12 protein-coding genes are annotated in these 13956 nt (G+C 65.3%); 8 read left to right on the forward strand and 4 right to left on the reverse strand.

Annotated elements, in window-relative coordinates; genetic code table 11:
* Nucleotides 1-29: 29 nt before the first annotated feature.
* A complete protein-coding gene (locus tag ACQR10_RS01150) occupies nt 30-698 on the forward strand; it encodes an MBL fold metallo-hydrolase (protein ID WP_434891703.1) in 669 nt (222 codons plus the stop codon).
* 6 nt (nt 699-704) lie between these two features.
* Here ACQR10_RS01150 and ACQR10_RS01155 read toward each other — a convergent pair whose 3' ends face one another.
* Nucleotides 705-2207: an extracellular catalytic domain type 1 short-chain-length polyhydroxyalkanoate depolymerase gene (locus tag ACQR10_RS01155; RefSeq protein WP_434911744.1), complete on the reverse strand. Its 1503-nt coding sequence runs from the start codon at nt 2205-2207 to the stop codon at nt 705-707.
* 444 nt (nt 2208-2651) lie between these two features.
* Here ACQR10_RS01155 and ACQR10_RS01160 point away from each other — a divergent pair, with 444 nt between their 5' ends.
* Nucleotides 2652-3890, forward strand: coding sequence for an LLM class flavin-dependent oxidoreductase (locus ACQR10_RS01160; protein ID WP_434911745.1), 1239 nt, complete (start codon nt 2652-2654; stop codon nt 3888-3890).
* Nucleotides 3891-4025: 135 nt separating this feature from the next.
* On the opposite strand, the gene ACQR10_RS01165 is transcribed toward ACQR10_RS01160, so the two are convergent.
* Both ACQR10_RS01165 and ACQR10_RS01170 read right to left on the reverse strand, forming a co-directional pair.
* Nucleotides 4026-4436: a response regulator gene (locus ACQR10_RS01165; protein ID WP_434911746.1), complete on the reverse strand. Its 411-nt coding sequence runs from the start codon at nt 4434-4436 to the stop codon at nt 4026-4028.
* Between the two features lie 47 nt (nt 4437-4483).
* A complete protein-coding gene (locus ACQR10_RS01170; RefSeq protein ID WP_434911747.1) occupies nt 4484-4843 on the reverse strand; it encodes a hypothetical protein in 360 nt (119 codons plus the stop codon).
* On the opposite strand from ACQR10_RS01170, the gene ACQR10_RS01175 reads away from it, so the two are divergent.
* The 3 genes from ACQR10_RS01175 (at nt 4833) to ACQR10_RS01185 (ending at nt 8421) form a co-directional block, all read left to right on the forward strand.
* Entirely contained in the window at nt 4833-5615 is a 783-nt protein-coding gene (locus tag ACQR10_RS01175; protein WP_434911748.1) for an outer membrane protein, read from the forward strand. The genes ACQR10_RS01170 and ACQR10_RS01175 overlap by 11 nt on opposite strands.
* 373 nt (nt 5616-5988) lie before the next feature.
* Nucleotides 5989-6147 (forward strand): hypothetical protein, encoded by a 159-nt coding sequence (locus ACQR10_RS01180; RefSeq protein ID WP_315803846.1) that lies wholly within the window; start codon nt 5989-5991, stop codon nt 6145-6147.
* An 897-nt stretch (nt 6148-7044) separates the two neighbouring features.
* A complete protein-coding gene (locus ACQR10_RS01185) occupies nt 7045-8421 on the forward strand; it encodes a cytochrome P450 (RefSeq protein WP_434911749.1) in 1377 nt (458 codons plus the stop codon).
* Nucleotides 8422-8633: 212 nt separating this feature from the next.
* Here the strand turns inward: ACQR10_RS01185 and ACQR10_RS01190 are convergent, their stop codons facing one another.
* Nucleotides 8634-9476, reverse strand: coding sequence for an SDR family NAD(P)-dependent oxidoreductase (locus ACQR10_RS01190; protein WP_315803848.1), 843 nt, complete (start codon nt 9474-9476; stop codon nt 8634-8636).
* A 181-nt stretch (nt 9477-9657) separates the two neighbouring features.
* On the opposite strand from ACQR10_RS01190, the gene ACQR10_RS01195 reads away from it, so the two are divergent.
* The 3 genes from ACQR10_RS01195 (at nt 9658) to ACQR10_RS01205 (ending at nt 13922) form a co-directional block, all read left to right on the forward strand.
* Nucleotides 9658-10626, forward strand: a complete 969-nt coding sequence (locus ACQR10_RS01195; RefSeq protein ID WP_316179143.1) for a sensor histidine kinase — start codon at nt 9658-9660, stop codon at nt 10624-10626.
* Nucleotides 10627-10817: 191 nt separating this feature from the next.
* Complete coding sequence (locus tag ACQR10_RS01200; RefSeq protein ID WP_315803850.1) at nt 10818-12596, forward strand: putative bifunctional diguanylate cyclase/phosphodiesterase; 1779 nt, start codon at nt 10818-10820, stop codon at nt 12594-12596.
* A 132-nt stretch (nt 12597-12728) separates the two neighbouring features.
* Complete coding sequence (locus tag ACQR10_RS01205) at nt 12729-13922, forward strand: substrate-binding domain-containing protein (RefSeq protein ID WP_315715117.1); 1194 nt, start codon at nt 12729-12731, stop codon at nt 13920-13922.
* Nucleotides 13923-13956: the final 34 nt, after the last annotated feature.

Consider the following 13956-nt stretch of genomic DNA (forward strand, 5'->3'; position numbering starts at 1 on the left):
CACTGCGAAAAATCGGCATGCTGGCGCCCATGACCGAGCAGAACCAGACCAGGGCGAAGGCCGGCGCGATGATCGTGCCCGTGACGCCGTTCGAGCAGAACTGCACCATCCTGTGGTGCGAGGCGACGAAGAAGGCGATCGTGATCGATCCCGGCGGCGACGTGCCGAACATCCAGGCGGCGATCGCGCAGGCCAAAGTCACCGTCGAGAAGATCTGGCTGACGCATGGCCATATCGATCACGTCGGCGGCGCGGCCGATCTGCGCGACCAGCTGAAGGTGCCGATCGAGGGACCGCATGTCGCCGACAAATTCCTGCTCGACAACGTCGTCGCCAGCGGTGCGCGCTTCGGCATCACAGGCGTGCGCGACGTGACGCCCGACCGCTGGCTCGAGGAAGGCGATACGGTCGAGATCGGCGAGCTCGTCTTCGACATCCTGCACTGCCCCGGCCATTCGCCGGGCAGCATCGTGTTCTTCAACAAGGACATGCGCTTCGCCCATGTCGGCGACGTCCTGTTCAACGGCTCGGTCGGCCGCACCGACCTGCCCGGCGGCAGCCACGACACGCTGATCCGCTCGATCAAGGAGAAGCTGCTGCCGCTCGGCGACGACGTCGGCTTCATCTGCGGCCACGGCGCCGGCTCGAGCTTCGGCCAGGAGCGGATGACCAACCCGTTCCTGACGGGGATGGCCTGAGACGAACTACTTCAAGCCGGCCGCCTGCAGCGCGCGCTCGATCACCGCGGCCACGTCGATCACACGGCGCCGCTTCTGCGGCGGCGCCTGCGTCGGGACGGCGGTCGCGGGCTTGAGAACCGGCGGCGGGTCGGCGGGCGTCATGTCGACCGCCTTCGCGCCTGACGGCCTTGGAGCTGAAGGCTTGATTTCGACCGGCGTAACGGCCGGCTTCGCGGCCACCGCTTGCGCGACCACCGGCGCCGATGGCCTGGATCCCGGCAACTCGGGTTTCGGCTTCGCGGCCTTGCCGGAAGCAGACCGCGTCCCCTTCGCCCGCGCCGGCGGACGCGCCGGTGTCGGCTTGACCGGCGCCGCCTTGACCGGTGTGTCCGGCACGGGCTTGGCCTCGGTCGGCTCGACCGCGGCCGGCGCATCCGGCCGCCGCAGCATCTTCGTCAGGGCCGGCAGCGCCGAGATCGGCGACACCTCGGGAATGAGCTTCGTGCTCGGCGAGGTCGCGGCCGGCTTCGGCTGGCGGATCCAGTCGGTCACGCCGAAGAACTTCGCGATCAGATAGGACGAGGAGATGCCGGCTTCGAGCAGGAACGGCCCGGCCTTGCCATAGCGCTTGTCGTTGGCCGCGACGCCGATTGGCGTGCCATGCGCCATGTTGGAGATGGTGAAGGATTCGACCATGGTCTCGCCATCGGCATTCCACCACTGCTCATGCGGATAGCCGTTGACCTCGCCTGCGGCCATCGGCGCCAGCGGCAGTTGATGCAGGTCGAGCCATTGCTTGACGATCTCGCCGGCATTGTCTGGATGCACCGTGTAGTCGGCGGTGCCGTGCCACACCGACAGCTTCGGCCATTTGCCGCGATGGCTGGAGGCGCGGCGCACGAGATCGCCGAGCTCGCCGGCCGGCCGCGCCGGCGGCATCCGCATCTGCAGGATGGCGTCGCGCATGTTGCGCGCGGTGCCGAATGGCAAGCCGGCGATCACGGCGCCAGCCGCGAACACCTCCGGATGCGCCGCCAGCATCGCCATGGTCATGGCGCCGCCCGCCGACAGGCCGGTGACGAAGATGCGGTTCGCATCGATGGCGTAGTCGGCCACCATGCGGGCGATCATCTCGCGGATCGAGGCGACCTCGCCCTGGCCGCGCGTGATGTCCTCGGACTGAAACCAGTTGAAGCAGCGCTGCGGATTGTTGATGCGCTGCTGCTCCGGCATCAGCAGCGCGAAGCCGAAATGCTTCGCGAGCGTCGACCAGCCGGCGCCAAGATCGTAGTCGGCCGCGCCCTGCCCGCAGCCATGCAGCACGACGACGAGCGGCAGCAGCGGCTGGCGCTGCGCCGGCACATGGGCGAACATCTTCAGACGGCCGGGATTGCTGCCGAAGCTTTCGACCTCGACCAGCGGACATTCGGGAGCGGGATGGGACTGGCGGTGGAAATCTGCGAATCCGGTGATGCCATTCAGCTCGCGCAGCCGTCGCAAATACTCAACATTTTCAGCGAGGGACAACGGCAGCTCCTTGGCAGTCACGGATCAAACCCACCATCACCCAGATGGTTGCTGCAGCGCAAAAGAAAAAGCCCGCGAGATTGCGGAGCTCGGCAATTTGATTGCGAATTTCGCTCTTGCTGCGATCTAAATGCCACGCCGACGCGGTTCTTCACGCAGCAATCACCGAAATGCGAACCGACGAGGCGTTCGATCGCCGCGAGCGTGAAAGCGACACGCAACGCAACCCGGAAAGGCAGTGACCGCGTTCGGCATGTCGCCATTGCAGCCACAGGTCAACGAATCGACAACCCCGCGCCGAGTGTGAGCACCGATCGGTGATCAGTAAACAAACAAATGGCAGCCATGCACCGGTCGTCCCGCGCGGCAAGATGATTGCCTCGCACCGAGGCGCCAATTAGCCTGATCGGCAAGCAACAACGAATTCCGCTTGGGAGAAAACACATGGCGCGGCTCAAATTCGGCGCGTTCCTCGCTCCGCATCATCCGATCGGCGAGCATCCGATGCTGCAATTCCGCCGCGACCTCGATCTGGTCTCGCAGCTCGACGAGCTCGGCTATGACGAGTTCTGGTGCGGCGAGCATCATTCCAGCGGATGGGAGACGATCGCCTCGCCCGAGATGTTTCTCGCTGCTGCCGGCGAGCGCACCAAGCGCATCAGGCTCGGCACCGGCGTCATCTCGCTGCCCTATCATCATCCCTACAACGTCGCCCAGCGCATGGTGCAGCTCGACCACATGACCGGCGGCCGCGCCATCTTCGGCTCGGGGCCGGGCGCGCTCGCCTCCGATGCCCACACGCTCGGCATCGATCCGATGACGCAGCGCGACCGTCAGGACGAGGCGATCGCGATCATCCGCCGCCTGTTCAACGGCGAGCGCGTCACCGCCAAGAGCGACTGGTTCACGATGAACGACGCGGCCTTGCAGATCCTGCCCTTGCAGGAGGAGATGCCGTTCGTCGTGGCGTCGCAGATCTCGCCGTCCGGCATGACGCTCGCGGGCAAATACGGCATCGGCATCATCTCGCTCGGCTCGATGTCGACGCAGGGCCTGATGGCGCTGCCGCAGCAATGGGAGTTCGCCGAGGACGCGGCGAAGAAGCACGGCACGACCGTGAGCCGCGCCAACTGGCGCGTGCTGCTGTCGTGGCACATCGCCGAGACGCGCGAGCAGGCGCGCCGCGAGGCCGGCCCCGGGCTGATGCGCTGGCACAACGAATATACGGTCGGCACCCTGATGCGGCCGGGTTTGAAACCATTCGCCTCGCCGGACGAGGCTGTCGACAAGACCGCCTTCGTCGAGGGCGCGGCGTCGACGATCGGCACGCCCGACGATCTCGTCAAGACGATCAAGAACCTGATGCAGGTGTCGGGCGGTGTCGGCCACATCATCGGCTTCGTGCACGACTGGGCCAATCCGGAGAACACGCGCCGCAGCTGGGACATGGTCGCGCGCTATGTCGTGCCGGAGATCAACGGCTACATCGACGGCCTGCGCCGCTCGCAGAAATTCGTCATCGAGAATCGCGACATCTTCGAGCGCGCGGGACAGGCCGTGATGGCCAAGATCATGGACAACGACAAGGCCGCCGCGGCGCTGTCGCAGACCGGACCTGGCCGCGTCGCGATTCCCGCGGTGAATGCGCCGGATCTGCAGGAAGCGGCGAAGCGGAGGGGATGAGAGTGTAGGGCGGATTAGCGCAGCGTAATCCGCCACATCCGGCGTAGTCGGATCCATGAAGCCGCTGAGACGCACAAATCGAGAAGGCCCGTAATTGTCGGCGGATTACGCTGCGCTAATCCGCCCTACGCACGGCTACCTCACCGCCGCGACCAGCCTCTCGCAGTCAGCAAGCGTTGCGATCTGCTTCAGCGTCTCGCGCAGCGCCGGCAGGTCGACGGGCTTCTGGAATTGCGGATAGACCACGAGCCCGAGCACGGTCGCGAGCCGGACGTGCTCGTCGCGCGTGGCGTCTTCGGCGCCGCTGATGAAGATCACCGGCGTGCGCGATTTCAGCTCGTTGAGCAGCAGCAGGATGTCGGCGCCGCAGCGATCGCCGAGCGACAGATCCAGCGTGATGCAGTCGAAGGTCCGCTGGCGCAGCACCTCGGCCGCCGCCTCGACCGACGTCACGCAGGTCGCCTCGTAGCCGCACTGCGCGGCGATCTTGCGCAGAATCGAGAGATGCACCTCGGCATCCTCGATCACCAGCAACTGATTGCTCATGCCCTTGCCCTCGTCGCACGTTGACCCGACGTCAGGTCGAGCCGTTGCTAGATCAGGCCGATGGCCGGGTGGTAAACATTCGGATCCGTGGATTTACGGGTGAAGGGGACGCGGGGGCCGCCTGGGGCGAGGCGGACCTGACGATGTGCGGCCAGCCGGAGCAGGCTCGCAGCGATCGTATGGTCATGGATGCCGACTCGGCGCCATCTCGTCGAGCGCCGCCTCAACCAGGCGACGTATCCCGCCAGCAACACCGCGACCTTTTTGATCCAGCCAATCGCGATGCAATTGCCGCGTTCGATGCAACCGGCGATGGTTGCCGCAACCGTGTCGAATCGACGTCGCGCGCTGGGGCAAAGCATGACGAAATCTGGAGTGGCCGGGATTGCGGCCGCGTTGGCGAGCATTGTCCTCGCGAGGTCAGCGCTGGCGGCCGACCTGCCCGTGAAGGCATCGCCGGTTGTCGCCGCGCCGTCGTGGACCGGCGTTTATGCCGGCGTGTCGGTCGGCGCACGCTGGGCCGACAATGATTGGCGGACCAGCGACATCTCGCCGAACTTCGGGGCCGGCGTGTTCGTGCCGACGGCCGGCACCGGCGGCGCCATGGACAGCGTGGCGGCCAGGATCGGAGGCTATCTCGGCGTCAACTGGCAGTTCGCCCCGTCATGGGTTGCAGGCCTCGAGGGCGACCTTGGATGGGCCGACAACAAGACGACCGCGAATCCCCTGCCGGGAACCACCGGGCTGTTCTTCGGCGCGCCGCTGGTCGGCCTTCCCGCAGGCTCCGTGAAGGAGACGTGGGACGGCAGCGTGCGCGCCCGGCTCGGCTATCTGGTTACACCGGACACGCTGGTCTATGGCAGCGGCGGCGTGGCGTGGCAGCGCCTCGATCTGAACGCCAACTGTACCGTTGTTCCAGGCAATGCTTTCTGCTTCGGCAATCCGCACAACGAGACCCAGGCATCGACCAGGGTCGGCTGGACCGTCGGCGGCGGCGTCGAGCACATGATCGGCGGCCACTGGATCGTGCGCGCCGACTATCGCTACGCGGATTTCGGCACCTGGACCCAGACCTTCTTCGTTCCCGGCGGCGTCGGCCCCGGATTCGACGACCGCTTCACCGCGCACGTCACGACGCGCACCCACACCGCGACAGTGGGACTCGCCTATAAGTTCTGAGGCGCGGTCGGTCCTGATGAATGCAAGGTGGGCAAAGCAGCCGCCGCAGGCGGCAGCGTGCCCATTATTGATCTAAGAGCTCCTCAGAAGATGATGGGCACGGCGCCACCAAAAGCGAGCCCGTGGAGCGATCAACGGATCGCCTTTGCCTACCCTACGGCCGCGTGATCCGCGGCGACATCAACCTATGACTTGCCAGCTTTTGGTCACAGTCTGATCTCCGGAGATGGAGGCGCCAGCAACCGCATGGCGGACACCGGCGCAGCGAGCGTCACGAAAATTTTCTTAACCCGGACCTGCTACCTCTCGCGAGTAGAACACCTCACTGCCCGCCGTCTCGACCCGGCAGGCTTTTCCGTGGGAAAGGTCGCCAATGTCACTCTCGTCAGCCAGGAACTACGCGCTGCGCGCCGAACGGTCGCAGGATCCCAAGGAGGCCGCCGATCTCCTGGCAAAGGCGATCCTGGAGCTGGCGGCCTCGATCGAGGCCACCGACGCCAAGGTGAAGAAGATCAACAAATCGGGCGGCTGACGGTCTCGGCGTCCAGATCGGAACGCGTGGCGGCTTCTGCTTGCTCGCCTCGAAAGATGATCCGCTGATCCTGCGTCGATAGACCGCCGATATCGCGGCATCACTCGCGAGCGACAGCAGTAAATCATGGCGCCCGTCCGGGCCGACGGGCAAATCGCTTCCAGCAAAGCGCCTTTGAGAACGCGAAGCCGCACCGCGACGGCCTGCCGGTCGCAGGCTCATCACCATAAGGCGATGCGCGCCGAAAAACTCATTTCACGAACCAGCTCAATCACATCACCCCTGTCCAGTCCCGCGCGCAAAAATATTCTGCTTTCGTTTTTCCGAATCTCGCATATCGTCACGTCGTCCCGTCTCGATCAGAGGGGCGCTTCGCGGTCGTCACGAACGTTGAGGCGGGATGCGGTGGGCGCGTCGATGTTGCAGCGTGGGGGTGATCCCGCGCCGACGAACAGCAGAGATGCGCACGGTCAAGTCGCGTGGTCCTGACACCCCGACGCTGGTGTCCCGCGTAACGCGCGCAAGCGCGTTGCGCGCACGGTGGCCAACAAGCCCGGTGCACCGAGGAGATCGCGAAGCAGCCGTCAAAACCATCGCGCGGGGAATGCCGGGATGCCTCGGCTGAACCTGTGGTACCTGCCGCCTGCATTTTTTTCTGCAGGCGGGCCATGGGTGCGGCCAGCGCCCGGCATTCCCCGTGCCCTCTTCCCAAGGAGGGCAGCAAGTCCAGCAGGACTCGGACGCATGAAGCGCGTCGCGAGATCGCGAACGCGTGCGATGCAGCACAACTACACCGAGACGAAATAACGCAGCGTATTGCATGATGGCTGCAACCGCCCTTCAATGATGTGCCGGCGCATCGCCGCGCCCCGCCGATCCGAAAACGGAGCCTCCTTGATGTCGATGCAAAGTGTGGCCACGCCATCGTTCCGCCTGACCTCGCCGCGGCGCAACTCGCTGACCCATATTCCGGGCGACGAAGGCTGGCCGATCATCGGCAAGACGTTCGAGACCCTCGCCGACCCCAAGGGTCACGTCGAGCGTAACGCCAGGAAGTATGGCCCCGTCTACCGCACCCACATGTTCGGCGACGTCAACGTCGTGCTGCTCGGCCCCGAAGCCAACGAGCTGGTGCTGTTCGACCAGGCCAAGCTGTTCTCCTCGGCGCATGGCTGGGGCCACATCCTCAATTTGCTGTTTCCGCGCGGCCTGATGCTGCTCGATTTCGACGAGCACCGCATGCACCGCAAGGCGCTGTCGGTCGCCTTCAAGGCCGGGCCGATGAAGTCCTATCTCGCCGGCCTCGACCGCGGCATCGCCGCGCGCATCGCGCAGTGGAAGGCAAATCCGGGCGAGATGCTGTTCTATCCGGCGATCAAGCAGCTCACGCTCGACCTCGCCGCGACGTCCTTCCTCGGCACCGAGATCGGACCGGAGGTCGACGCCATCAACCGCGCCTTCGTCGACATGGTCGCAGCCTCGGTGGCGCCGATCCGGCGGCCGCTGCCGGGCACGCAGATGGCGCGCGGCGTCAAGGGTCGCCAGCGCATCGTCGCCTATTTCTCCGAGCAGATCCCACTGCGCCGCGCGAAAGGCGATGGCGACGACCTGTTCTCGCATCTGTGCCGCGCCACCGACGACCACGGCGCCCTGCTGTCGACACAGGACATCGTCGACCACATGAGCTTCCTGATGATGGCGGCGCACGACACGCTGACCTCGTCGCTGACCTCCTTCATCGCCCAGCTCGCCGCGCATCCGCAGTGGCAGCAGAGGCTGCGCGACGAGGTGACGAGCCTCGGCCTCGCCAAGGACGAACCGATGACCTCGGAGCATCTGGAGAAGATGAAGCTGACCGAGATGGCGTTCCAGGAGACCTTGCGGCTGATGCCGCCGGTGCCGTCGCTGCCGCGCCGGCCGATCCGGGATTTCACCTTCAAGGGCTACGCAATTCCCGCCGGCACCGGCGTCGGCATCAACCCGATGTACACCCATCACATGCCGGAGATCTGGCCGGAGCCGGAGCGGTTCGACCCGATGCGCTTCACCGATGAGGCCCAGCGCGGCCGCCACCGCTTCGCCTGGGTGCCGTTCGGCGGCGGCGCGCACATGTGCCTCGGCCTGCACTTCGCCTACATGCAGGTGAAGTGCTTCGCGCGGCACTTCCTCGCCAACCTCGAGGTTTCCTTTGTGCCCGGCTATCAGCCGAACTGGCAGGTCTGGCCGATCCCGAAGCCGCGCGACGGTCTGAAGGTGATGTTGAAGGCGGTGTGATCGGTCCGCATAGATGCAGCAAACGCGCCAAGGATCTCGGTTTGTTGCGGACTCTTTCCTCCTCGTCATGGCCGGGCTTGACCCGGCCATCCATCCTGCTGCAATCCGCGGACGGAGAGACGTGGATGCCCGGGCCTTCGCCGCGCCGAAGCGGCTTCGGCCGCGCAGGCGGGTCAGGCCCGGGCATGACGAAGTGTTTACTTCACCATCCCCTACTCCACTGCATCCCCGAGCAGCTTGCGCATCGCCTGATAGGCCTGCTGCTGCTGGCTCCAGTTGCGGCCGCCGGTGATGGCGCCGTCGATGACGAGGTCATGGCCGTTGATGAAGCTGGATTCGTCGCTGGCGAGAAACACCGCGGCATGCGCGATGTCGTCGGGCAGGCCAGCGCGCGGGATCGGCTGCGCCGTGGCATAGGCGTTGCGGATCGTCTCCGGCGTCTTCTCGGCCGCCTCGGTCGACAGTCCGAGCGCCTTGCCGAAGATGCCGGTCGCGATCAGTCCGGGCGAGATCGAGTTGACGCGCACGCCGGATTCGCCAAGCTCCATCGCCACGCATTTCGTCAGATGGATCACCGCCGCCTTCGCCGTGCTGTAGACCACCGAGGTGGAGAAGCCGGCGAGCCGGCCGGCGATCGAGCCGTTGTTGATGATGCTGCCGGCACCCTGCCGCTTCATGTGGGGCGCGGCGTATTTCATGCCCAGCATGACGCTGCGCACCAGTACCGCCATGGCCTGGTCGAAGCGATCGGCGTCGAGGCCTTCGATGCCGCCGGTCTGCGCCGGACCGCCGGCATTGTTGAATACGCAATCGAGCCGGCCGAAGCGCTCGACCGCGCCATCGATCAATGCCCGCATCTGCGCGTCGACCGTGACGTCGGTCTGCCGGAACACACAGCTCGCTCCGAGCCGGCTCGCCAGCGCCTCGCCCTCCGCGCTGCGCCGGCCAGCGACGACGACCTTCGCACCCTCGGCCACGAAGATTTCCGCCGTGCGCAGGCCGATGCCGCTGGTCGCGCCCGTGATCACGGCGACCTTGCCCTCCAACCGTCCCATTCCCTACTCCTTGCGTTGCTGCTACGTGCTCGTTCTTGGCGGCGGAATAATAAGCGCCCGAGTTCCGCCGCGGAACCGTCATCGTGCGCGCCAAACGGCAACACACGCAAGACGGCTTCCATCAACCGGACAAATTACCGCCACGTCGGCCTTAATTTGGTTGCGCAGTTGAGGCTCATGGATGTCCATGACGCGACTCATCGACGACATCAAGCGGATCTGGCGCGGCGAGCAGCAGCCTTCCCTGACATGGAGCTGCATGTTTGCCGCGATGTGCCTGCTCGCAGCCACGGCGATCCGCTACGGCATGGCGCATCTGCGGCCCGACGTGTTCTTCACGCCCTACATGCCGGCCGTCTTCTTCGCCACCGCGATGGGCGGATCGGGCGTCGGCCTGGCGACGGCGATCGCGGGCGCAGCGCTCGGCCTGACGCTCGATTTTGGCGGCGGTCCGGCGGATGGCGCCCGGCTCGCGCTGATGGCGATGTATATGGTCGTGGCGCTGCTGGTGATCTGGGGCGTCGATCACTACCGGCGGCTGGCCGGCAAGCAGCGCGAGATCGCCCGGCGGCTCACCGAGGAGGAGCAGTATCGCAAGCTCCTGGTCGACGAGCTGCATCACCGCCTCAAGAACAAGACCTCGACCATTCACGCCGTGCTGCATCAGGTGCTGTACGACCAGCCGGAGGTGTGGAGCCGCATCGACCAGCGCATCCGCGCGCTCGCGACCGCCGACGATTTGGTCGCGCGCGCCGAAGGACAGGGCTGCGACCTCAAGGACCTGCTGGTGTCGGAGCTCGGGCCTTATGGCCAAGTCCGCTTCGAGCTCCACGGCCCGCCGCTGTTCCTGCCCGCCAAGCTCGCCGTCAGCCTCGCTTTGATCTTCCACGAGCTGGCGACCAATGCCGGCAAATACGGCGCCTTCGCCTCGCCGCGCGGCTTCCTGCAAGTGTCATGGACGATGCAGGAGGACCGGCTCCATCTGACCTGGGACGAGGCCGCGGGTCCGCCGATCGGTCCGGTCGGCATGCCCGGTTTCGGGAGCAAATTGCTCAAGGCCGCGTTGTCGTCGTTCGACGGCAGGACCGAGACCAGCTTTCTCGAATCCGGCCTTCACTGCACCTTGCAGTGTCGCGTGCCACCGAATTGAATTGGCCGCCGGGCGGCCATTCCTGCCTGCGACTTTCGCCGCATGGGTCCGGTCGCGTCGTTCTTCCGATTCAGGAACGGTTAATGACGCCGCGGCACAAAGCTCCGTTCTTTCCAAGACTTGGCGCGCGCGTTCCGGGTTTCTACGTAGCGCTTAACTAAAATGAAGCGGGAACTTTGCACAATCGGCGCATGTACAGCAGCGACCGATTCAACTTTTCTCCCGGACCGAACGAGGGGCTGGGCTCGACCGAGGCCGAGTTGCGCTTCCTGCGCACCGTCCTCAGCCAGCTTCCCTCGGGCGTCACGGTCCAGGACGAGCACGGTCGCTTTCTGCTGGTCAACGATACGGCCGCCGTCCAGCTCGGCGCCGCCGCCAACAGCATCGACGGCCTCTCGGCGCCGCATCTCCACAACAGGCGCACGGCCTGCCGCGAGATCCTTGGCCGGGGACGAACGGTGATCGGCGAGGAAAAGGTGGCAGGCGAGCGCGGCGGGCAGACCCTGCTGACAGCGCATCGGCCGGTTCGCATCGGCGACCAGAGCGTCCTCATCTCCAGCTCGGCCGACATCAGCGAGCAGAAGGAGTTCGAGGACCAGCTGTTTCGCGCCGCCTATTATGACGAATTGACCGGCCTGCCGATGCGCCGCGTGGTCGAGCATCGCGCCGACCTCCTGGTCCGGCGCGGCCGCGTCGACGGACGCTTCGCGCTCGCCTTTCTCGACCTCGATAATTTCAAGTACATCAACGACTATTACGGCCACGCCACCGGCGATGCGCTGCTGGTCGAGCTCGCCAAGCGCATCAGCCGCGACCTGCGCGAGTCGGACCTGCTGTCGCGCATCAGCGGTGACGAGTTCCTGCTGCTGCTGCATCCGATCGAGCGTGCCGAGGAGGTCGCCGAATTCCTGCACGACATGCTGGACCGCCTGAACGCGCCCTTCTTCATCGACGGCGCGGAGGTGTTCGCCTCCGCGTCCGTCGGAGTCAGCCTGTTTCCCGAGCATGGCGCAAGCTACGACGTGCTGCGCCAGAACGCGGATCTGGCGATGTACCGCGTCAAGAACAGCGGCAAGGGCACGCTTGCCTTCTTCTCCAGCGCGATGGAGCACGAGGCGCTGGCGCGCATGAAGGTCGAGCAGTCGCTGCGGCTCGCGATCCTGGAAAAGCGCTTCTGCTGCGCGTTCCAGGCCAAGGTCGACATCCGCACCGAGGAGATCAAGGGCATCGAGGCGCTGGTACGGCTGCGCGACAATGAAGGCGTGATCCAGGCGCCAGGCTCTTTCATCAATCTCGCTGTCGAGCTTGGCCTGATCGACGAGCTCGCCCATCTCGTGCTGGACGAGATCGTCAAATCGATCGATCTGATCAACGACGCGTTTGGACCGGACGCGACGATCAGCATCAACGTCGCGGCGAAACAGGCGTCGAATCCGGAATTCATGCAGCCCTTCGCGCTGGCGATCGCGGCGACCGGCTTTCCCAAGCGGTTCATGATCGAGGTCACCGAGGACGCGTTCGTGACCCGCAGCCATTTCCAGGATGAGATCGTGCCGCTGCTGCGCGGGATCGGCGTCGGCATCTCGATCGACGATTTCGGCATCGGCTATTCGTCGCTATCGGCGCTCGCCGACATCACGGCGGACGAGATCAAGATCGACCGCTCCTTCATCACCGACATTCATAAGCGGCCGCGCAGCCAGGGCATCCTGCGCGCGATCGAATCCCTGAGCGAGGCGCTGGGCATGACGGTGATCGCGGAGGGCATCGAGTCGTTCGAGGAGCTCGCCTATCTGCAGGCCGCGACCAAGATCCGCTATGCGCAGGGCTACTACTTCTCGCGTCCGATCTTCCTGGAAGAGCTGAAGCCGGCGGCCCCGCTTGCAAGCGAAGCGCGCATCAGTCTCGCCAGTCGCCCTGTGCAGGAAAATCGCCAGGCCTATGCGCGCAGCAGCCGCTATCGGCGTTGACCTCTCGGAGGACGGAGCCCTTCAGCACAAAATATGAGCGTCACCGGCTGCCGCTGAAAGCGCCTTGACCCAGGCTGAGCCTGCACACTATCAGTTGCAGGCAACAGCCGCCGGTAGCTGGGAGGAAGGCTCGTGAAGACGTCACATATTCTCAAAGGTATTGTTTCATCATTGACTGCCGCCCTGCTGGCCACCGCCGCCCAGGCCGACGATCTGAAAATCGCTCTCATCTACGGCAAGACCGGCCCGCTCGAGGCCTACGCCAAGCAGACCGAAGCGGGTCTCCGCCTCGGCTTCGAATATGCCACCAAGGGCACCAACATGATCGACGGTCGCAAGATCGTCATCATCACCAAGGACGACCAGGGCAAGCCCGATTTGTCGAAGGCCGCACTGTCCGAAGCCTATCAGGATGACGGCGCCGACATCGCGATCGGCACGACCTCCTCCGCCGCGGCGCTCGCGGACTTGCCGGTCGCCGAGGAGAACAAGAAGATCCTGATCGTCGAGCCGGCGGTCGCCGACCAGATCACGGGCGAGAAGTGGAACCGCTACATCTTCCGCACCGGCCGCAACTCGTCGCAGGATGCGATCTCCAACGCGGTCGCGATCGGCAAACCGGGCGTCACGGTCGCCACGCTGGCGCAGGACTATGCCTTCGGACGCGACGGCGTCGCCGCCTTCAAGGAGGCGCTGGCCAAGACCGGCGCGACGCTGGGGGCCGAGGAATATGTGCCGACCAGCACCACCGACTTCACTGCCGTCGGCCAGCGCCTGTTCGATGCGCTGAAGGACAAGCCCGGCAAGAAGATCATCTGGGTGATCTGGGCCGGCGCTGGCGATCCACTGACAAAGCTGCAGGACATGGATCCGAAGCGCTACGGCATCGAGCTGTCGACCGGCGGCAACATCCTGCCGGCGCTTGCCGCCTACAAGCGGCTGCCGGGCATGGAAGGCGCCACCTATTACTATTATGACATTCCCAAGAACCCCGTGAACGACTGGCTGGTGGCCGAGCACCAGAAGCGCTTCAACGCGCCGCCGGACTTCTTCACCGCTGGCGGCTTCTCGGCCGCGATGGCCGTCGTCACCGCCGTCACCAAGGCCAAGTCGACCGACACCGAGAAGCTGATCGCGGCGATGGAGGGCATGGAGTTCGATACGCCGAAGGGCAAGATGATCTTCCGGAAAGAAGATCACCAGGCGCTGCAAAGCATGTATCACTTCCGCGTCAAGGTCGATCCGAACCTCGCCTGGGCCGTCAACGAGCCGGTGCGAGAGATCAAGATCGACGAGATGGCGGTGCCAATCCGCAACAAGCGGTGAGATGATGAATTGCGTGCCCGGCCCTCGCGCCGGG

The organism is Bradyrhizobium sp. HKCCYLRH2060 (assembly GCF_051168135.1).
Taxonomy (GTDB): domain Bacteria; phylum Pseudomonadota; class Alphaproteobacteria; order Rhizobiales; family Xanthobacteraceae; genus Bradyrhizobium.

Coding starts and splice junctions, on each gene's coding strand:
- ACQR10_RS01150 (WP_434891703.1), top strand. CDS start 30: ATGACCGAGCAGAACCAGACCAGGGCGAAGGCCGGCGCGATGATCGTG.
- ACQR10_RS01160 (WP_434911745.1), top strand. CDS start 2,652: ATGGCGCGGCTCAAATTCGGCGCGTTCCTCGCTCCGCATCATCCGATC.
- ACQR10_RS01165 (WP_434911746.1), bottom strand. CDS start 4,436: ATGAGCAATCAGTTGCTGGTGATCGAGGATGCCGAGGTGCATCTCTCG.
- ACQR10_RS01170 (WP_434911747.1), bottom strand. CDS start 4,843: ATGCTCGCCAACGCGGCCGCAATCCCGGCCACTCCAGATTTCGTCATG.
- ACQR10_RS01180 (WP_315803846.1), top strand. CDS start 5,989: ATGTCACTCTCGTCAGCCAGGAACTACGCGCTGCGCGCCGAACGGTCG.
- ACQR10_RS01185 (WP_434911749.1), top strand. CDS start 7,045: ATGTCGATGCAAAGTGTGGCCACGCCATCGTTCCGCCTGACCTCGCCG.
- ACQR10_RS01190 (WP_315803848.1), bottom strand. CDS start 9,476: ATGGGACGGTTGGAGGGCAAGGTCGCCGTGATCACGGGCGCGACCAGC.
- ACQR10_RS01195 (WP_316179143.1), top strand. CDS start 9,658: ATGTCCATGACGCGACTCATCGACGACATCAAGCGGATCTGGCGCGGC.
- ACQR10_RS01200 (WP_315803850.1), top strand. CDS start 10,818: ATGTACAGCAGCGACCGATTCAACTTTTCTCCCGGACCGAACGAGGGG.